The organism is Xanthomonas euroxanthea (assembly GCF_903989455.1).
GTDB lineage: Bacteria > Pseudomonadota > Gammaproteobacteria > Xanthomonadales > Xanthomonadaceae > Xanthomonas > Xanthomonas euroxanthea.
On sequence record NZ_LR861803.1, the window covers coordinates 1342002 to 1360639 of the forward strand.

15 protein-coding genes are annotated in these 18638 nt (G+C 62.9%); 12 read left to right on the forward strand and 3 right to left on the reverse strand.

Annotation, left to right across the window (positions count from 1 at the left end; all coding sequences use genetic code 11):
• Positions 1-55 precede the first annotated feature (55 nt).
• The 7 genes from H7A86_RS05865 to H7A86_RS05895 all read left to right on the forward strand — a co-directional run bounded on the left by H7A86_RS05865 (position 56) and on the right by H7A86_RS05895 (position 8457).
• A complete protein-coding gene (locus tag H7A86_RS05865) occupies positions 56-3070 on the forward strand; it encodes a type I restriction endonuclease subunit R (protein WP_119130917.1) in 3015 nt (1004 codons plus the stop codon).
• Positions 3071-3083: 13 nt separating this feature from the next.
• Positions 3084-4415 (forward strand): restriction endonuclease subunit S, encoded by a 1332-nt coding sequence (locus H7A86_RS05870; RefSeq protein WP_182487929.1) that lies wholly within the window; start codon positions 3084-3086, stop codon positions 4413-4415.
• Complete coding sequence (locus tag H7A86_RS05875) at positions 4412-5530, forward strand: AAA family ATPase (RefSeq protein ID WP_119130919.1); 1119 nt, start codon at positions 4412-4414, stop codon at positions 5528-5530. The genes H7A86_RS05870 and H7A86_RS05875 overlap by 4 nt, the downstream gene beginning before the upstream one ends.
• A 1-nt stretch (position 5531) precedes the next feature.
• The gene (locus H7A86_RS05880; RefSeq protein ID WP_119130920.1) at positions 5532-6056 is read left to right on the forward strand and encodes an ATPase; all 525 of its coding nucleotides are present in this window, start codon (positions 5532-5534) and stop codon (positions 6054-6056) included.
• Positions 6053-6250 carry a hypothetical protein gene (locus H7A86_RS05885; protein ID WP_119130921.1) on the forward strand — a complete coding sequence of 66 codons (198 nt, stop codon included), beginning with the start codon at positions 6053-6055 and terminating at the stop codon, positions 6248-6250. Before H7A86_RS05880 ends, H7A86_RS05885 begins: the two co-directional genes overlap by 4 nt.
• Positions 6247-7854, forward strand: a complete 1608-nt coding sequence (locus H7A86_RS05890; protein ID WP_119130922.1) for a type I restriction-modification system subunit M — start codon at positions 6247-6249, stop codon at positions 7852-7854. The genes H7A86_RS05885 and H7A86_RS05890 overlap by 4 nt, the downstream gene beginning before the upstream one ends.
• 333 nt (positions 7855-8187) lie before the next feature.
• Positions 8188-8457, forward strand: coding sequence for an XAC0095 family protein (locus tag H7A86_RS05895; RefSeq protein ID WP_119130923.1), 270 nt, complete (start codon positions 8188-8190; stop codon positions 8455-8457).
• Between the two features lie 5 nt (positions 8458-8462).
• Here H7A86_RS05895 and H7A86_RS05900 read toward each other — a convergent pair whose 3' ends face one another.
• Positions 8463-9092 carry a TetR/AcrR family transcriptional regulator gene (locus H7A86_RS05900; RefSeq protein ID WP_119130953.1) on the reverse strand — a complete coding sequence of 210 codons (630 nt, stop codon included), beginning with the start codon at positions 9090-9092 and terminating at the stop codon, positions 8463-8465.
• Positions 9093-9265: 173 nt separating this feature from the next.
• Here H7A86_RS05900 and H7A86_RS05905 point away from each other — a divergent pair, with 173 nt between their 5' ends.
• The 3 genes from H7A86_RS05905 (at position 9266) to H7A86_RS05915 (ending at position 12825) form a co-directional block, all read left to right on the forward strand.
• Positions 9266-10054: a histidine phosphatase family protein gene (locus H7A86_RS05905; RefSeq protein ID WP_119130924.1), complete on the forward strand. Its 789-nt coding sequence runs from the start codon at positions 9266-9268 to the stop codon at positions 10052-10054.
• On the forward strand, positions 10054-10923 hold the full coding sequence (locus tag H7A86_RS05910) for an NAD(P)H-hydrate dehydratase (RefSeq protein WP_119130925.1): 870 nt from the start codon (positions 10054-10056) through the stop codon (positions 10921-10923). The genes H7A86_RS05905 and H7A86_RS05910 overlap by 1 nt, the downstream gene beginning before the upstream one ends.
• Positions 10924-11367: 444 nt before the next feature.
• The gene (locus H7A86_RS05915) at positions 11368-12825 is read left to right on the forward strand and encodes a glycoside hydrolase family 30 protein (protein WP_425509751.1); all 1458 of its coding nucleotides are present in this window, start codon (positions 11368-11370) and stop codon (positions 12823-12825) included.
• 311 nt (positions 12826-13136) lie between these two features.
• On the opposite strand, the gene H7A86_RS05920 is transcribed toward H7A86_RS05915, so the two are convergent.
• Complete coding sequence (locus H7A86_RS05920; protein ID WP_119130928.1) at positions 13137-14039, reverse strand: SDR family oxidoreductase; 903 nt, start codon at positions 14037-14039, stop codon at positions 13137-13139.
• A 183-nt stretch (positions 14040-14222) separates the two neighbouring features.
• Between H7A86_RS05920 and H7A86_RS05925 the strand changes: the two genes are divergently transcribed.
• Entirely contained in the window at positions 14223-14930 is a 708-nt protein-coding gene (locus tag H7A86_RS05925; protein ID WP_119130929.1) for a DUF429 domain-containing protein, read from the forward strand.
• Between the two features lies 1 nt (position 14931).
• Here the strand turns inward: H7A86_RS05925 and H7A86_RS05930 are convergent, their stop codons facing one another.
• A complete protein-coding gene (locus H7A86_RS05930) occupies positions 14932-17286 on the reverse strand; it encodes a GH92 family glycosyl hydrolase (RefSeq protein WP_119130954.1) in 2355 nt (784 codons plus the stop codon).
• A 309-nt stretch (positions 17287-17595) separates the two neighbouring features.
• On the opposite strand from H7A86_RS05930, the gene H7A86_RS05935 reads away from it, so the two are divergent.
• Positions 17596-18225, forward strand: coding sequence for an alpha-ketoglutarate-dependent dioxygenase AlkB family protein (locus H7A86_RS05935; protein WP_119130955.1), 630 nt, complete (start codon positions 17596-17598; stop codon positions 18223-18225).
• The last annotated feature ends 413 nt before the right edge of the window (positions 18226-18638 follow it).

Sequence of the window (18638 nt, forward strand, 5' to 3'; positions counted from 1 at the left end):
CGCATGACCATGCTCTATGTCCAAGAGGGGCTGGCCGCCAGATCAAGAGGTTTTCATGTACGTCAAGGAAAGTGATATCGAGCGGGATCTCATCGCCAAGCTCGACGAGCTGAAGTACACGCTGCGCCCGGATTTGCGGGATCGCTCGGCACTTGAGCGCAACTTCCTAAGGAAGTTCGAGGTGCTCAACCGCGTCTACCTGACGCAGACCGAATCCCAGCGGCTTCTTGAAGACATCGTGACCAGCGATGTCTACAGCGCGTCCCAACGTTTGCGCGAGACCTCAACATTCATCCGCGACGACGGCACGCCACTGCATTACACGTTGGTCAACACCCGCGATTGGTGCAAGAACACCTTCGAGGTGGTTAACCAGCTACGGATCAACAGCGACAACAGCCATCATCGCTACGACGTGATCCTGTTGATCAACGGCGTGCCGGTCGTGCAGATCGAGCTGAAGACGTTGGGCATCAACCCACGTCGGGCCATGCAGCAGATCGTCGACTACAAAGCCGACCCGGGCAATGGCTATACCCGCACGCTGCTGTGCTTCATGCAAGTGTTCATCGTCAGCAACCGGACGGAAACGTATTACTTTGCCAACAATAACCCGCGCCACTTCAATTTCAGTGCGCAGGAACAGTTTCTGCCCATCTACCAGTTTGCCAACGAGGCCAACCGCAAGATTGGCCGCCTTGACGCGTTCGCCGATGCCTTCCTGCCCAAGTGCACGCTAGGGCAGATGCTCAGCCGCTACATGGTATTGGTGGCGAGCGAACAGAAGCTGATGATGATGCGTCCTTATCAGATCTATGCGGTCAAGGCGATTGTCGATTGCATCGAGAAGAACGGCGGCAACGGCTATGTCTGGCACACCACTGGCAGCGGCAAGACGCTCACCTCATTCAAAGCATCCACCCTGCTCAAGGACAACCCGGACATCGAGAAGTGTCTGTTCGTGGTGGACCGCAAGGATCTGGACCGCCAGACACGGGAAGAGTTCAACCGCTTCCAGGAAGGGTGCGTCGAGGAGAACACCAATACCGAAGCGCTGGTGCGCCGGCTGGTGTCCGACGATAAGGCCGACAAGGTCATCGTTACCACCATCCAGAAGCTTGGCTTGGCGCTGGATGGCAACAATCGGCGCAACTATGCGCAACGGTTGGAACCACTGCGTGACAAGCGCCTGGTCTTCATCTTCGATGAGTGCCACCGCTCCCAGTTCGGTGACAACCACCAGGCCATCAAGGAGTTCTTCCCGCGCGCCCAGTTGTTTGGTTTCACCGGCACGCCGATCTTCGACAAGAACGCCGCCAGCGTTCAGCGCGAGGGCCAGAGCGGACGCTATCGCACGACTGTGGATCTGTTCCAGCGCGAGTTGCATGCGTACACCATCACCCACGCCATCGATGACCGGAATGTGCTGAAGTTCCATGTGGACCACTTCAAGCCCGAGGGCAAACACCCGCCCAAGCCGGGCGAGGCTATCCTCAAGCAAAAAGTGATCGAGACGATCCTGAGTAAACATGACGCGGCGACGTCCCAGCGCCGGTTCAATGCCGTATTTGCCACCGCATCGATCAACGACGCGATCGAGTACTACGACCAGTTCGGCAAGATGCAAGCCGAGCGCCAGGCACAAGAGGCCGACTATCGTCCGCTGAAAATCGCCTGTGTGTTTTCCCCGCCGGCGCAAGCAGTGGCGGCCGAGGGTGGTGAAGACGCCAGCAAGAACGCCGCAGACGTGCGCCAGCTGCAGGAAGATCTGCCGCAAGAGCAAGCCGACAACCGCGAAGACCCGGAAGGCAAATACGCCGCGCTCAAACAGATCATCGCCGACTACAACGCCCAGTACGGTGGCAACTTCCGTATCGGCGAATTCGACGGGTATTACAAGGACGTGCAACAGCGCATCAAGCTGCAGCAAATCCCCGACAGCGATCTGCCTGGCAAGGGTGCTGAGAAGATCGACATCACCATCGTGGTGGATATGCTGCTGACCGGCTTCGACTCCAAATACCTCAACACCTTGTATGTGGACAAGAATCTGAAGTATCACGGCCTGATCCAGGCGTTTTCGCGCACCAATCGCGTCCTCAACGATGCCAAGCCTTACGGCAGCATTCTTGATTTCCGTCAGCAGCAGGACCCGGTGAACGAGGCCATCAAGCTGTTCTCCGGCGAAGGCAATGAAGCGCCCGCGCGCATCTGGCTGGTGGACCCGGCGCCTGAGGTCATCGATCAGCTTGCGGGCGCCATGCAGCGGCTAGACGAGTTCATGCAGTCGCAAGGGTTGCAGAACGCGCCCGATGAAGTGGCCAACCTGCGCGGCGACACCGCACGCAGCCGCTTCGTGGAGCTATTCAAGGAAGTGCAGCGGCTCAAGACCCAGGTGGACCAGTACACCGACATCACGCCCGAGCAACAGGCGCAGGTAGACAAGGTGATCAGCCCGGACGACCTGCGCGCCTGGCGCGGCACCTACCTGGAGACCGCGCAGCGGCTCAAGGCCCAGCAGCAGGCCCAAGGCAGCACCGCGTCGCAGGAGGTGCAGAATCTGGAATTCGAGTTCGTGCTGTTTGCCTCCAACCTGATCGACTACGACTACATCATGGCGCTGGTGGCGCGCGACAGTGGCAAGCCACCGGCCGAGCGCAGCATGACCCGCGAGCAGCTAATTGGCCTGATCCAGGCCGATGCCAAGTTCCTGGATGAGCGCGACCTGATTGCCGACTACCTGCGAAGCCTGCCCATGGACCAGCCGCTGGAGGAAGCCGCTATCCGCAAAGGATACGAGACCTTCAAGGCGCACCGCCGAACCGACGAGCTTAACGCCATCGCGCAGGCGCACGGGCTGGAGCCTGATGCGTTCAAGGCCTTTGTGGACGACATCCTGCGCCGCTGTGTGTTCGACGGTGAGGCACTGAGTGTATTGATGGCGCCGCTGGGGCTGGGCTGGAAGGACCGCACGCGCCGCGAGCTGGAACTGATGGAGCACCTGACGCCAGTGCTTGAACGGTTGGCGCAGGGACGAGAGATTGCAGGGTTGAGTGCGTATGCGCAGTAAGTATGGCGGGACAATGAAAGCGAATTTGAATGGCGTTATACCAAGATTGCGGTTTCCAGATTTCGATGAAGCGTGGCTATCGGCTTCGATCCGCGATCTCTATGAATTTAAATCAACCAATACCTTGTCGCGTGACAAGTTGAATTATAACGGGAGCGGGATCCGTAACATTCACTACGGTGATATCCATACAAAGTTTTCCCCGCGTTTTATCCTGGCTAAAGAGAAAGTTCCCTTTGTCAACGATGGCGAACTTTCAGTTCGGTTGAATGTCGATAGTTTTTGCGTGGCTGGAGACATGGTGCTTGCGGATGCATCTGAGGATGTCGATGATGTCGGCAAAAGCATCGAGATCATCGATTTGCTTGGTGAGCGTGTCGTAGCCGGTCTTCATACGATCTTAGCGCGTCGGATTGGAGATGAGCTTATAGTCGGATTTGGTGCATGCCTTTTCAGATCGCCTGCGGTTCGAGAACAAATCAAGCGGGAATCGCAGGGGGCTAAGGTTCTTGGCATATCTCCAACACGACTTGCAGGCGTGCTTCTGCCCTATCCACGCAAGCCAGACGAACAAAGAAAAATTTCAGACTGCCTGTCCTCCCTTGATGACTGCATTGGTGCGGAAATCCGTAAGTTCGACGCCCTCAAGACCCACAAGCAAGGCCTGATGGATCAGCTTTTTCCCGCTGAAGGCCAGCGCTTGCCGCGCCTTCGCCTCCCCGAATTTCGGGGCTCGCCTGATTGGGTGGTAAGGCCCTTAGGTGAGCTTGTTGATCTTCTGTCCGGCTATCCGTTCGAGGGAAGGCAGATAGTCGCGGACAATACTGGTGAGCGGTTGATGCGTGGTGTTAACATCACAGAAGGGGCGATTCGGCATAACGATGAGATAGATCGCTACTATCAAGGTCCTACCGAAAGTCTGGAAAAATACCGCCTTCATCCTGGTGATCTGGTTATCGGTATGGACGGCTCAAAAGTTGGGAAAAACTCGGCCTTAATCACTAAGAATGATGCTGGCGCGCTACTGGTTCAGCGTGTTGCGCGACTAAGGGCGACATCGTTGCCGAAGATTAATTTTATTTTTCATCAGATCCATGCTCCTCGTTTTCATGCTTACGTGGATCGAATAAACACCAGTTCCGGGATTCCTCACGTCAGCGCAAAGCAAATCAAGGAGTATCCAATTCATTCTGCGGGAGAGCTAGAGGAGCAACGCATTGCTGGCTGCTTATCCTCCCTCGATGCACAGATCGCTGCTCAGTCCAAAAAGATTGCCGTACTTAAGAGGCATAAGCAGGGATTGATGCAGGGGCTGTTCCCAGCCATCGAGTTGAAGTCCCCATGAGTCCGCCGCCGAATTTCACCGACCTGCCAGCGCTGGCCAGCCATGTCCGCACGACGCTGGACGGCTCGGCTGATGCCCCGGACAAGGCAAAGCGCTTCGTGCTCCTCTACGGCCACAACGGCGTCGGCAAGACCCAGCTATCCATGGCATTCAAGAACATCGGTCGGCAGGGCGAAGCGCGCGACACCCTGTACTTCAATGCGTACACCGAGGATTTATTCAGCTGGGACAACGACCTGACCGGCGACAGCGACCGCAAGCTGGTGCTCAATACCGCTTCCCGCTTCTTTGCGGGTCTGGCGGAACTGGAGATGGATACCCGTATCCGGCCGCTGCTGCAGCGCTACGCGGATTTCGATTTCCAGATCGATGCTGACGCAGGACTGGTGCGCTTCTACCCGAAAGGTGATGCCGAGCAGCCGATCAAGATCTCCCGTGGCGAGGAGACTATGTTTATCTGGTGTTTTTTCCTGGCCATCGTGCAACTGGCAATGGACGGTGCCGAGGCCTACCGGTGGGTGAAATATATCGTCATTGACGACCCTATCTCCTCGCTGGACGAACACAATGCCATTGTCGTGGCCAATCACCTGGGCCAGTTCCTGGCGCGCAAAGACCACGCCATCAAGACGGTGATCTCGACGCATCACGCCTTGTTCTTCAACGTGCTATGGAACGAGATCAGACTGATCGACCGCAGCAGGTTCCAGCCATGGCTGTTGTCACGCGCACGCGGGACGGGCGAGTTCATGCTGACCTATAGCGACGACACCCCGTTCTTCCATCATTTAGCCTTGCTGGAAGACCTGTGCCGTGCCCGTGACTCAGGCCAGATCTATACGCATCACTTCAACGCGCTGCGTGGCCTGTTGGAGAAAGCGCAGATCTTCCACGGTCACGACCGGTGGTCGGTGTGCATCCAGCAGGATGCGCAGAATGATCCGGACGCCACTTTGTACGGGCGCGTGGTGAACATCATGAGCCACGGCAACTACTCGTTCTATGACCCGGTAGAAATGCTGCAGGAAAACAAGGAGCACTTCGAGAAAGTGCTCGATGACTTCCTCGCTTTCTATCCCTTCAATCGGGTCGCGCTAGCAGACGGGGGTGGCTGACATGGCGGTCAACAAACGCATCATCATGCTTGCTGGCCCCAACGGCGCCGGAAAAACTACCTTTGCCAGGGTCTTCCTGCCAGAGGAGGCGCATTGCCCGCGCTTCATCAATGCAGATCTGATTGCGGCAGGGCTGTCTCCTTTCGCGCCCGAGGCTGAGGCGGTCAAGGCCGGCCGCCTGATGCTGGAGGAGATCGCCCAGTGCGTTCAACGCGGCGAGAGCTTTGCGTTCGAGACCACGTTGTCCGGCCTGGGCTATAGGAAGCACATCGATCACTGGCGGTCGCTGGGTTACCACGTCAGCTTGTATTTCCTGTCCCTGCCCAATGCCGAGGCTGCCATCGCGCGGGTCGCCGCGCGGGTCAAGCAGGGCGGGCACAATATTCCCGAATCGGTGATCCGGCGCCGCTTTGCTGCAGGCTTGCACCACCTCAATCACCATTACAAAGCCCGGGTGGATACGTGGGCTTTGTACGACAATGCCGGTCCAGAACCGGTGCTACTGGAATTTGGAGAAAACACATGAATGCCCATGACCTTGCCCAGGCGAAGAGCCCCGAGCTGCGCGCCTCGCTCGCTGCGCTACGCCGGGCTGCGGCGCTGGCGCGCAAGACCGCCATACAGACCGACACCGAACTGGTCATCGTCAGGGATGGGCAGTTGATCAGCATTTCAGCAGATCAGCTTCGCCAGGAAGCGCAGGATCAGAAAGCGGTATGACCCACGACGAGAAAAACAAGCTTGGCAAGCTGCTCTGGGCCATCGCCGACACCCTGCGCGGGGCGATGGACGCGGATGATTTCCGCGACTACATGCTCGCCTTCCTGTTTCTGAAGTATCTGTCGGACAACTACGAGGCGGCTGCGGCACGCGAGCTGGGCGATGAATGCCCGGAGCTGGAACCGGGCGACCGCCTGGCGCCGCTGTCGTTCTGGTATGCCGACAACCCAGGCGACGTGCCCGCTTTCGAGACGCAGATGCGGCGCAAGGTGCATTACGTGATCCCGCCGGATTACCTATGGACCAACATCGTCGAGCTGGCGCGCGAGCAGAGCGATGATTTGCTGACCACTGTGCAGGAGACGTTCAAGCACATCGAAGAGGACTCATTCGAGAGCGCCTTCGTTGGCTTGTTCTCCGAGATCAACCTCAACTCGGACAAGCTGGGCAAGACGCGCAAGGCACGCAACGATCAGTTGGTCAAGATTGTCAGTGAGATTGCCAAGGGGCTGACCCAGTTCTCAACCGACAGCGACACCCTGGGCGATGCCTACGAGTACTTGATCGGCCAGTTCGCGGCCGGGTCTGGCAAGAAGGCAGGTGAGTTCTACACCCCGCAGCCTATCTCCAGCATTCTTTCGGCCATCGTCATCCTGGACAGCCAGAACCCGGCCGCCGGTCCACGGGCGCACCTGGATCAGGTGCTGGATTTCGCCTGCGGGTCGGGGTCGCTGCTGCTCAACGTGCGCAAGCGCATGGGGACGCACGCCATCGGCAAACTGGTAGGGCAGGAGAAGAACGTCACCACCTTCAACCTTGCACGCATGAACATGCTGCTGCACGGGATGAAGGACACGGAATTCGAGATTCACCACGGCGACACGCTGAAGAACGAGTGGGACTGGCTGCGCGAATCCAACCCCGCCCGCATGCCGCGCTTCGATGCGGTGGTGGCCAACCCCCCCTTCAGCTACCGCTGGGAGCCGAACGAGGCGCTGAGCGAAGACATGCGCTTCCGCAGCCATGGTCTGGCGCCCAAATCGGCGGCGGATTTTGCGTTCCTGCTTCACGGCTTCCATTACCTGAAGGACGACGGCGTGATGGCCATCATCCTGCCGCACGGTGTGTTGTTTCGTGGCGGTGCTGAAGCGCGCATCCGGACGAAACTGCTCAAGGATGGGCATATCGATACGGTGATCGGGTTACCGCCAAATCTGTTCTACTCCACCGGCATCCCCGTGTGCATCTTGGTGCTGAAGAAGTGCAAGCAGCCTGATGACGTGCTCTTCATCAATGCGGCTGAGCATTTTGAGAAGGGCAAGCGCCAGAACCGCTTGTTGCCCGAGCATATCGACAACATTGTCGATACCTACCGCGACCGCAAGGAGGCACCACGCTACGCACGTCGCGTAGAGATGGCGGAGATCGAGAAGAATGATTTCAATCTCAATATCTCGCGCTATGTCAGCACCGCACAGGCCGCAGAGGAGGTCGATCTGCATGCCGTGCATGCGCAACTCAAGCAGATCGAAGAGGAAATTGGCGAGAGCAAGGCGCGGCACAACGCCTTCCTGTTGGAGTTGGGACTTCCGCCGTTGCCTTGATGCTGATGTTCGCCATGGCTGCAATCAGGGAGACAAGTGCGCAGACGCACGTGAGACACCCTCTTGACGCGCCGCGTCTGCGGTAGCACGCTTGCGTTACGGAGCCTCGAAACTCCGCAAACAGCGGTACCCACCTCCGACAAACCGGTGGGTTTTTTGTGTCTGCAGGTTTTCTGCAGATGCAACCGACGTGCTGCTCTGCGTCGGGAGGGCGGTGAATACAACACCCGCAAGGGGAATAAGCCCGCCGACTGTTTGCGGTTTCGAGCCTCCCGACTTCCCGTCCGTCGCCTTGCGGCGGGCGGGCTGATTCCATGGAATGAGGAGCAGGCCATGTCGGACGTTCTACGCGATGCGCAGTCATACCCGGGCTACTACCTGCCAGAAGGCGCGCAGTACCGCTTGCAGCAGCTGCGCGACCATATGCGCTTTCTCGCGCGCTTGGCGCAGCCATGCACGCAGGCCGAAGAGCAGGCGCGGCAGCCGGCCATCTGTATGGACGAACTGGCGTCTTGTCTGGAGCTGCTTGCCGATCAGATGACCCATGCGCTGAAGCAGGTGCAGTGGCCGGCGAGTCTGGAAGGGTCAGGCGGAAAGAAGTAGCGCTGCTACACCGGCGCGGACTTCAAAATCCCCGACAAGCTCTCCCGCAGGATCAGCTGCAGATGCATGCGGTTGAGTTCCATGCCGCTGGTCATCACGCTGTGCAGGCCGCCGCACATGGCGGCAACGGCGAAGACGCGGGCCTGGAATTCCTGCTCGCTGCTGGCCGGGTCGGCGTGGCCGCGCAGCAGGCGCTTGAGCAGGGCGCTGAGGTGTTCGATCAGCGATGCGCTCTGCCGGCGCATGAAGGCGGCCAGCACCGGGTCGCGCAGGGTGGCCAGGTGCAGTTCCAGGTCGATGCGGGTGCGCTTGATGTTGATTTCCTGCAGCAGCCATTCTTCGAGCAGGCCGGCGATGAAATCCACCACGTGCACGTTGGCCGGGCGTTCCACCAGCCACATCTGGCGGATGGCGCGCGTGTAGTTGCGCTCCAGCAGTGCGCGCACCAGCGCGTCCTTGTCTTCGAAACGTTGCAACAGGCTGCCGCAGCTGACCCTGGCGCGCTCGGCGATCAGTTCGAAACTGGTGGCGCCCAGGCCGATGGCGTCGATGCATTGCTCGGTGGCGTCCAGCACCTCTTCCAGCAGCAGTTCTTCGCGCTCTTTTGCCGTGCGCAGCAACAGGACGTTGGACATGGGCGGCGGGCTGGTGGGGGGCTGCAGTATAGCGGCGCGGCGTTCGTCGGCCGTTGCGTTCGCTTGTTGCTGTGCCATCAGTCATGGATGCGCGTGCGTATTGAAACGCCGGTCACGGATGCGCTGGTCGACCATGTTTTCACGGCGGCTGTGCGACATGTGAGGCCGACGTTGTGCAGGAGAAGCGTGTGAGTGAGAACAGTGCGGTAGCCGGTGTCTCGGCGCAGTGGCCGGCGCGGTTGTGGGTGGTGCGGCATGGGCAGAGCGCGGGCAATGTGGCGCGTGATCTGGCCGAGTCCAATGGCTCGGCCTTGATCGACCTGGAGCACCGCGATGCGGATGTGCCGTTGTCGGACCTTGGCGAGCGCCAGGCCGAGGCGCTGGGGGCGTGGATGGCCGGCTTGCCCGAGCAGGAGCGCCCGACGCTGATCCTGAGTTCCACCTACATACGTGCGCGCCAGACCGCCGCTGCGGTGGCGCGTGCGCTGGGCCAGCCCGCCGAGTCGGTCAGCGTGGACGAGCGTTTGCGCGAGAAGGAATTCGGCGTGCTCGACCGCTACACCACGGCCGGCATTCTTGCGACCTTTCCGGAGCTGGCCGAGCAGCGCAAGCTGGTGGGCAAGTTCTACTTCCGCCCGCCCGGTGGCGAGAGCTGGTGCGATGTGATCTTCCGCCTGCGTGGGGTGGTGGGCGACCTGCAGCGCAACCATGTGGGCGCGCGGGTGCTGATCGTGGGGCACCAGGTGATCGTCAATTGCTTCCGCTATCTGATCGAGCGGATGGACGAGGCCACCATTCTGGGCATCGACCGCGAGGGCGATGTGCCCAATTGCGGCGTCACCGAATATGCGGCTGCGGCCGATGGGCAATCGCTGGAGTTGCTGCGCACCAAGTTCGTGCCGCCGGAGCTGGCCGACGAGCCGGTGACCACCGAGTCCGACCGCCCGGCCGGGGCGCGCTGATGGCCGCCCCGCGCATGCGCATGCTCACCGCCGCGGCCTTGCGGTCGATGCCGCTGCCGGCCCCGGGGGGCGACAAGGAGCAGCGCGGGCGCGTGTTGATCGTGGGTGGCTCGATGCGTGTGCCCGGTGCGGTGCTGCTGGCCGGCGAGGCGGCGCTGCGCACCGGTGCCGGCAAGCTGCAGATTGCCACCGCCGCCAGTGTGGCGCCGGGCATGGCCTTGGCGGTGCCGGAGGCGCTGGTGTTGGGGCTGGCGCAGAACGGGCAGGGCGAGATTGTGCGCGGGCACCGCGCGCTGGACGGGGCGATGGCGGCCTGCGATGCGGCAGTGATCGGGCCGGGCATGGCGTCGTCGGCCACCACCACGGCGATGGTCAGGCGCGCTGCCGAACAGGCGGTTTGCACCTTGGTGCTGGATGCCGGCGCGTTGTCGCGTGGCCTGCGGGCGCCGATCGGGCGGCCGTTCGTGCTGACGCCGCACGCGGGCGAGATGGCGACCCTGGCCGGCGACGACAAGGCCGCGGTGGAAGCGGCGCCGGGGGAGTACGCGCTGAAGTTTGCGCAGAAGCTGCGCAGCGTGGTGATCGTCAAGGGCGCGGACAGTTTTATTGCCGGGCCGGATGGTGCGCTGTGGATGCATCGCGGGGGCGCATCCGGGTTGGGCACCTCCGGGTCTGGCGATGTCCTGGCGGGATTGATTGCGGGTTTTGCCGCGCGCGGCTGCGATGCGTTGGGCGCTGCGTTATGGGGCGTGTTTGTGCATGCGGCGGCGGGCAGGCAGTTGGCCAAGCGGATCGGGCCGGTGGGGTTTCTGGCGCGGGAGCTTGGGCTGGAAGTGCCTGGGATTCTGGATCGGTTGGCGCGCGGGTGATCGACGCTCGTCGCGGCGATGCCGCGCGCTGACCAAAGCCCCTCTCCAGCGGGAGAGGGTTGGGGTGAGGGTACGTTTGCTGAAGGCGTGGGGCTGTCTTTCCAGTTGGGGTTTAGGTTGTTGCCTTGATTGCAGGGGGCGGGTTGCACTCTTGGCAGGCGTACCCTCATCCGGCCTTTCGGGCCACCTTCTCCCGAGGGGAGAAGGGAAAGTCCGGCGATGGAAGGATGCATGGTTGCGCTCGTTTGTAGCGCGATGTTGCGCCGCGTTGGTCGGTTAGGCTTGGTCACCAACCTGGGAGGGTGCACGGTGAAGCGAACGATTGCCTGGTCGATGGTGGGGGTTCTGGGAGTTTGGGGTGCTGCGACTGAAAGGGTGTTGGCATCTGCAGCAACAACAGCAACAGCAACAGCAACAGCAACAGCAACAGCAACGCCGATTCCGATGCCGGCATCGACGGCACCGTCTGCGTCCACGCCCGCATCGACGGCGGTAGACGCTGCGGTTGCGGATGCTGCTGTTCCGCCAGCAGCACCCGCCGGCGCACTACGCGTCTACACCTCTGCCCAAGGTGCAACGCAGCAGATGCGCGCCAGCATCGCCGAGGCACCCAGGGCCGGGCATGCGTTGACCGAGAAGGAGAACTCCATCTTCGTCAATCCGCAGCGGCGCTTTCAGGAAGTGCTGGGCATTGGCGGGGCGATCACCGATGCCAGTGCGGAGACCTTTGCCAGGCTGCCCAAGCCCGCGCAGCGCGCCTTGCTCACTGCCTACTACGACCCGCAAAAGGGCATCGGCTATACGCTGGCGCGCACCACCATCCACAGCTCGGATTTCAGCAGCGGCAGCTATACCTACATCAAGGACGGCGATGCGGCGCTGAAGAGCTTTTCGGTCAGGCACGATGAGCGGTATCGCATTCCGATGCTGCGCCAGGCCATCGCGGCGGCCGGCGGCACATTGACGACATTTGCCAGCCCGTGGAGCGCGCCGGCCTTCATGAAAGACAGCAACAACATGCTCAAGGGCGGGAAGTTGCTGCCCGCGTATGCGCAGGCCTGGGCAACCTACTACACGCGCTTCATTGCGGCCTACGAAAAGGCCGGCATCCCGATCTGGGGCATCAGCCTGCAGAACGAGCCGATGGCGGTACAGACCTGGGAGTCGATGGTGTTTTCCGCCGAGGAAGAGCGCGACTTTCTGAAAAATCATCTTGGTCCGACGATGGAGCAGGCCGGCTATGGCGACCGCAAGATCATCGTGTGGGACCACAACCGCGACATGATGCTGCACCGCGCGCACGTGATCTTCGACGACCCGGACGCGGCGAAATACGCGTGGGGCATGGGCTTCCATTGGTACGAGACCTGGGCCGGGTTCGCGCCGATGGTGGAGAACGTGGCGGCGGTGGCGCAGGCGTACCCGGACAAGCCGCTATTGCTGACCGAAGCGGCGGTGGAGAAGTTCGACCCGGCAAAGCTGCAGCATTGGCCCAACGGCGAGCGCTATGGCACTGCCATCATCAACGATCTCAATCATGGGGCGGTGGGCTGGACGGACTGGAACATCCTGCTCGACGAACATGGCGGGCCGAACCATGTGGGCAACTACTGCTTTGCGCCGGTGCATGCCGATACACGCACCGGCGAGGTGATCTACACGCCGAGCTATTGGTATATCGGCCACTTTTCCAAGTTCATCCGCCCCGGCGCGCGGCGGGTGAGTGCAGCCAGCAGCCGCAGCAATCTGGCAACGACGTCCTTTCTCAACACCGATGGCAGCCTGGCGACGGTGGTGATGAATGCCAGCGATGTGGCGATCCGTTACAACCTGTATGTGGGCGCCGCGTCCAGTGAGTTGGAGATCCCGGCGCATGCGATCCAGACGGTGGTGATGCAGTAAGCGCGGACTGTGGGCGGAGTTTTAGTAGAGATTGCGTACCCTCATCCGCCCTTCGGGCACCTTCTCCCGGGGGAGAAGGGGGCTTACGGGTGCTCGTAGCCAGCGTTGCGTCGCCGGTCGGACCACCGTGCGTGTACGTCCCACTGATGCGTCACCCGTCGATACCGTCGCTGGTACCAAAAACGCCACCGAAGAGACGCCGTCAAAGAAACCCGCCGAAGAAATGCCACCGAAGAAATGCCGATCGCTGCGCACGCAGCGATCGGCGGGGCCCTGGTGGCGCTAGGCTGGAAACGCGTTCGCTGGGCTGCTCAGGACAGCAACAAGCCGCCGGTGGCGCCGAACACTTCGCCGGTGACGTAGCTGGATTCCTGCGAGGCCAGGATCACGTACAGCGGCGCCATTTCCACCGGCTGGCCGGCACGCTTGAGCGGGGTTTCCGAGCCGAACTCGGGAATCTTTTCCGGCGGCTGGCCGCCGCTGGGCTGCAGCGGGGTCCACACCGGGCCGGGTGCGACCGCGTTGACGCGGATGCCCTTGTCGGCGACCTGCTGGGCCAGGCCCTTGGTGAAGTTGACGATGGCGGCCTTGGTGGAGGCATAGTCCAGCAGCGTCGGTGAGGGCTGGTAGGACTGGATCGAGCCGGTGTTGATGATGGATGCCCCCGGCGGCAGATGCGGGATGGCCGCCTTGCACAGCCAGAACATCGCGTACACGTTGGTCTTGTAGGTGGCGTCGAACTGCTCGGTGGTGATGTCGGCGATGTCCTTCATCGCAGTCTGCTTGCCGGCGATGTTGACCAGCAGATCCAGCCCGCCAAGTTCCTTGACCGCGCGTGCCACCAATTCATTGCAGAAGGCTTCGTCCCTCAGGTCGCCGGGGATGCTGATGGCCTTGCGGCCTTCGGCCTGGATCAACTTCACCACTTCCGCGGCGTCCTGCTCTTCTTCCGGCAGGTAATTCAGCACGATGTCGGCGCCTTCGCGTGCGTAGGCAATCGCGGTGGCGCGGCCGATGCCGGAGTCGGCGCCGGTGATCAGCGCCTTGCGGCCCTTCAGGCGGCCGAAGCCCTGGTAGCTCTGCTCGCCATGGTCGGCCTTGGGCTGCAATGCATGGATGGTGCCTGGCGCTTCCTGGGTCTGCTCGGGGAACTTGGGCTGCGGAAACTGGGTGAGCGGGTTCTGCATTTCGTACTGGTTCTTGGTGCTGGACATGCACTGGCTCCTGCATTGGGGGACGACAAGGCCGCAGCGTGCTACGGCCGATGCGGAGCAGTCTGGAAACCATCGCGATGCGTGCGGGTGAACGAATGTTGTGCATGATGTGAACGCGTCACGCAGCTAGCGTGCGGGCGATGCCGTAGCGCCGTGCACGCACGGCAGACCGGGAGGACAGCAATGCAGTGTGTAGGGATCGATGGCGCCGGCAGCGGCTGGCTGGCGGTGTGGCAGGCCGGCGATGGATTGCAGTTTGACGGCTACCCCAGTGTTGCCGCGCTGGCGAGCGCATTGGGCGGCGTCGCTGTGCTGGGCGTGGACATTCCGATCGGCTTGAGCGAGCACGCACCCCGCGTTGCGGATGCGCAGGCGCGGCGCTTTGTCGGTGGGCGCCGCGCATGCAGCATCTTTGCTGCGCCCCTGCGGGGCATGTTGCATGCGCGTACGCAGGCGGAAGCCTCTGCGCTGCATCGGGTGCTGGACCACGACGGCCAGCGTGGCTTTGGCGTGCAGTCGTTTGCGCTGCTGTCGAAGATTCGCGCCTGGGACGATGCCTTGCGCGCCGACCCGGCATGGGCGCAGCGCGTGTTCGAGGTGCACCCGGAAGTTTCCTTCGCCGTGCTCGCCGGCGGGCAGGGCCTGGCGGCGGGCAAGAAGAGCCGTGCGGGCCATCAGCAGCGCGCCGCCTTGCTGGGCCAGTGCTACGGCGCCAGGCAGGTGGCTGCGTTACTGGAGCGTGTGCCGCGTGCGCTGGCCAAGCCGGACGATGTGCTGGATGCCCTGGTGGCCTGCTGGAGTGCGCAGCGCATTGCCGCGGGCACCGCCGGCAGCCTGCCGGCGGTGGTGGAGCGCGACGCCTGCGGGCTACGCATGGGCATCCACTACTGACTCAGCGCGTCTGCGTCGACATCGAATACGGCCGCTGCGCCGGATCGGTGGCCCATTGCGTGTTCGGCGTGGCCTGCATGCGGAAGCGCAGTTCGCCGCCGGCCTGGATTTCCTCGTGGGTGAGGTAGGCGCGATTCAATGCCTGGCCGTTGAGGGTGGCGCTGCCGATGTAGCTGCGCGCCTTGCTCAGGCCATCGGCAATCACGCTGAAGCGCTTGCCATTGGGCAGCTTGAGCGTGGCGCGCGGCAGGAACGGGCGGCCGATGATGTACTGGTTGCTGCCCGGTGCCACCGGATAGAAGCCCAGCGTGGTGAACACGTACCAGGCCGACATCTGGCCGAGATCGTCGTTGCCGGCCAGGCCTTCGGGGCCGGCGTGGTACTGGGTGTCCATGATCTGGGTCAGCCGTGCCTGGCTGCGCCAGGGCTGGCCGGCGTAGGCGTACAGATAGGCGACATGGTGGCTGGGTTCGTTGCCGTGCGCGTACCAGCCGATCAGGCCGGTGATGTCTTCCATGTGCGCGAACACCTTGGGATCGACCTTGGCATCGAACACCGCATCCAGGCGCGCGAGCAGTTGGTCGTCGCCGCCATGCGCGGCTGCAAGCCCCGCGACGTCCTGCGGCACATACCAGGAGTACTGCCAGGCATTGCCTTCGGTGTAGTCGCTGCCGTAGCCGCTGGCCGAGGGGTCGAACGGCGCGCGGAAGTCGCCGGCACGGGTGCGCGCGCGCATGTAGCCGGTGGCCGGGTCGAAGGCGTGCTTCCAGTTGCCGGCGCGCTTGTTGAATTCCGCAGCGATGGCGGGCTTGCCGAGCTTGTCGGCCATGCGCGCGATGGTCCAGTCGTCGAAGGCGTATTCCAGCGTCTTGGAGGCCGCTTCGCCTTCTTCGTCGATGGGCACGTAGCCCAGCGCGCGGTACTGCGCGATGCCGTCGTAGGGGCCGTAGTTGGCGCTGGCGACCATGGCGTCCAATGCTTCGTTGGCATCGAAGCCGCCGATGCCCTTCATGTAGGCGTCGGCGATCACCGGCACGGCGTGGTAGCCGATCATGCACCAGGTTTCCAGGCCGTGGAACGCCCAGACCGGCAGGATGCCGTAGGCGCTCTCACGGCGCGAGGCGAGCAGGGAATTGACCATGTCGCTGCTGCGTTGCGGCGGCTGCACCAGGGTCAGCAGCGGATGCAGGGCGCGGTAGGTATCCCACAGCGAGAAGGTGGAGTAGTTGGTCCAGCCACGCGCCTGATGCACGGCATTATCCGGCCCGCGGTACTGGCCGTCGCTGTCCATGAACAGCGTGGGGCCGAGCAGGGTGTGGTACAGCGCGGTGTAGAGCTGGGTGCGTTGTTGCGGCGTGCCTTGCGCGTCGATCGCCGACAGCGCCTGCGTCCATTGCGCGCGTGCCTCGGCGCGCGCGCGGTCGAAATCGAAGCCGGGCACCTCCGCATCGAGATTGGCAATGGCGCCGGCCTCGCTGACCGGCGACAGCGCAACCTTGACCACCAGCGGCGTGCCATCGTTGGCGACATCGAAAACGCCGACCAGCTGCCGGCCTTCGATCTGTGCGCGCTGCGCGGGGTTTTTCTCGCCTGGCGGCGGAAAGCCCTTGTACGGGATGTCCTGCTCGGTGTCGTGCAACTGCGTGGCGGTGAGCGGGCGCGAAAAGCGCATGGCGAAGTACAGCTGGCGGCCGGGTGCCCAGCCGCGGGTTTCACGAAAGCCGGTGACGGTGCCGTCGCCGCGCACGCGCAGCCGCGACCACTGCACCTTGCCGGGGTAGTCGTACAGGCTGGTGCGCAGGTCCACCAGCACATGCGCCGGTACGCCCTTGGGGAACTGATAGCGATGCACACCCACGCGCGCACTGGCGGTGAGTTCTGCGCGGATGTTGCGGTCCTTCAAGGTCACCGCGTAGTAGCCGGGCTGCGCCTGCTCGCTGGCATGGTCGAACTGCGCGGTATAGCCGCTGCCCGGTGTGGCGGCATCGCCGCGTTCGAGCTTGACTTGGCCGGTTTGCGGCATCAGCAGGACATCGCCCAGGTCCGAATGCCCGGAGCCGGAAAAGTGCGTATGCGAGAAGCCGACAATCGTGCTGTCGCCATGCCGGTAACCGGCGGCCCAGCCGTAGGCCTCCTTGCGCGGCTTGATCTGCGTGTCCGGGCTCAGCTGCACCATGCCGAACGGCACCGTGGCGCCGGGATAGGTGTGGCCTTCGCCACCGGTGCCGATGAACGGGTCCACCGCGCTGAAGCCCGCGTCGTCCGCGCGTGGCGCCGCGCTGCCGGCGAAGCTGACGCAGGCGGCAAGCAACGCCAGCCAACGCAGGGGAGAGAAGGCGATTGAGCGATGCTGCATGCGAACGGTTCCAGGCGGATGCAGCGCCGGACCGTAGCACAGCTGTCGGGCCTGATCGCATGGCATCCATGCCTGCATCGTTGAGCTCGCTAATGCATGCGTGGGCCGCGGTGGGCGCTGGACGCGTGTGGTCGCCATGGGTTGCCGACCTTGCGCGCCGGAGGCTGCGGGTGTGCAGGTCGATTGCCCCGATACACGCAGCAAGGCCTCGCAGCAGATGCGAGACAGCGTGCACCTGCACTGCTCCGGTCGCAGGCAAGCGCAACGCCCGGCTGCTGAAATCGCGCAAACCGCCCGCATATGATCCTGATGGATCTGTTCGATGCTCCCACCGCGCCGGTGCAGCTGCTGCACGATGCGCAAGGCGGCGTGCGCTATTGGCCGCAGCTGCTGGCGCCTGCCGTGGCGCAGCAGTGCTTTGCCGCGCTGCGCCAGGCGACCGACTGGCGCAGCCAGCGCCGCGAGATGTATGACCGTGTGGTGGAGGTGCCGCGCCTGCTGGCCTCGTATCGGCTGGATGCACCGCTGCCGCCCGGGCTGCCGCTGCAGGCGCTGCTCGCTGCGGTGCAGGCGGTGTTGCCTGCGCCGTACAACGCGGCGGGCCTGAATCTGTATCGCGATGGCCGCGACAGCGTGGCGATGCATCACGACAAGCTGCAGACGTTGCTGGCGCCGTATCCGATCGCATTGGTGTCGCTGGGCGCGACGCGGCGGATGCAGCTGCGCGCAAAGGACGGCAACACGCGTGCGATCGCTGTGGAACTGGCGCCGGGCAGCCTGCTGGCGATGAGCCATGCCTCGCAACTGAGCCACGAGCACGGCATTGCCAAGACCGCACGTGCGGTGGGTGAGCGCATCAGCGTGGTGTTTCGCGTGCGCCCGGCCGAGCGCATGGCGGCCGGGCAGCACGGGCCGCACTGGGAGCCGGTACAAGCGTAGCGTGGCTGACAAGGCGTGGTGCACGTTTGTCGGCATGCTGCGGAGCAAGCGGAGTAACCAGAGCAGCCCGAGCAACAGCAGCAACAGCAGCAACAGCAGCAACAGTAGCGACAGGTAACCGGAGCAATCGAAGCGTTCGAGCGCGGCGTACCGGCAGCGGCTCCAGGGCCGTGTTCGCTTGGCGGCCAGCGCAGCGGCCGCGTCAGCTACGTTCTGCGCGCACGGTTGCGGCTGGTCGTGCCGATCGCCGCTGGTGAGCGTGCGATGCGCTGACACCTGCGTGATGCGTTGTGCCTGCGCGAACACCGCACTGACGTACCCACCCGTGCTGGTCGTGCATGCGCGCTCTGTCGCGCCCGGCATGGCCCATTCGGGTGATTGCCATCGCCCTCACGGCTGGCCATGCTTGCATG

Excerpts from the sequence above, each read along its gene's own strand:
- H7A86_RS05875 (WP_119130919.1), top strand. The coding sequence starts at position 4,412 with ATGAGTCCGCCGCCGAATTTCACCGACCTGCCAGCGCTGGCCAGCCAT.
- H7A86_RS05920 (WP_119130928.1), bottom strand. The coding sequence starts at position 14,039 with ATGTCCAGCACCAAGAACCAGTACGAAATGCAGAACCCGCTCACCCAG.
- H7A86_RS05895 (WP_119130923.1), top strand. The coding sequence starts at position 8,188 with ATGTCGGACGTTCTACGCGATGCGCAGTCATACCCGGGCTACTACCTG.
- H7A86_RS05930 (WP_119130954.1), bottom strand. The coding sequence starts at position 17,286 with ATGCAGCATCGCTCAATCGCCTTCTCTCCCCTGCGTTGGCTGGCGTTG.
- H7A86_RS05885 (WP_119130921.1), top strand. The coding sequence starts at position 6,053 with ATGAATGCCCATGACCTTGCCCAGGCGAAGAGCCCCGAGCTGCGCGCC.
- H7A86_RS05870 (WP_182487929.1), top strand. The coding sequence starts at position 3,084 with ATGAAAGCGAATTTGAATGGCGTTATACCAAGATTGCGGTTTCCAGAT.
- H7A86_RS05900 (WP_119130953.1), bottom strand. The coding sequence starts at position 9,092 with ATGTCCAACGTCCTGTTGCTGCGCACGGCAAAAGAGCGCGAAGAACTG.
- H7A86_RS05865 (WP_119130917.1), top strand. The coding sequence starts at position 56 with ATGTACGTCAAGGAAAGTGATATCGAGCGGGATCTCATCGCCAAGCTC.
- H7A86_RS05880 (WP_119130920.1), top strand. The coding sequence starts at position 5,532 with ATGGCGGTCAACAAACGCATCATCATGCTTGCTGGCCCCAACGGCGCC.
- H7A86_RS05935 (WP_119130955.1), top strand. The coding sequence starts at position 17,596 with ATGGATCTGTTCGATGCTCCCACCGCGCCGGTGCAGCTGCTGCACGAT.
- H7A86_RS05925 (WP_119130929.1), top strand. The coding sequence starts at position 14,223 with ATGCAGTGTGTAGGGATCGATGGCGCCGGCAGCGGCTGGCTGGCGGTG.
- H7A86_RS05890 (WP_119130922.1), top strand. The coding sequence starts at position 6,247 with ATGACCCACGACGAGAAAAACAAGCTTGGCAAGCTGCTCTGGGCCATC.
- H7A86_RS05915 (WP_425509751.1), top strand. The coding sequence starts at position 11,368 with ATGCCGGCATCGACGGCACCGTCTGCGTCCACGCCCGCATCGACGGCG.
- H7A86_RS05910 (WP_119130925.1), top strand. The coding sequence starts at position 10,054 with ATGGCCGCCCCGCGCATGCGCATGCTCACCGCCGCGGCCTTGCGGTCG.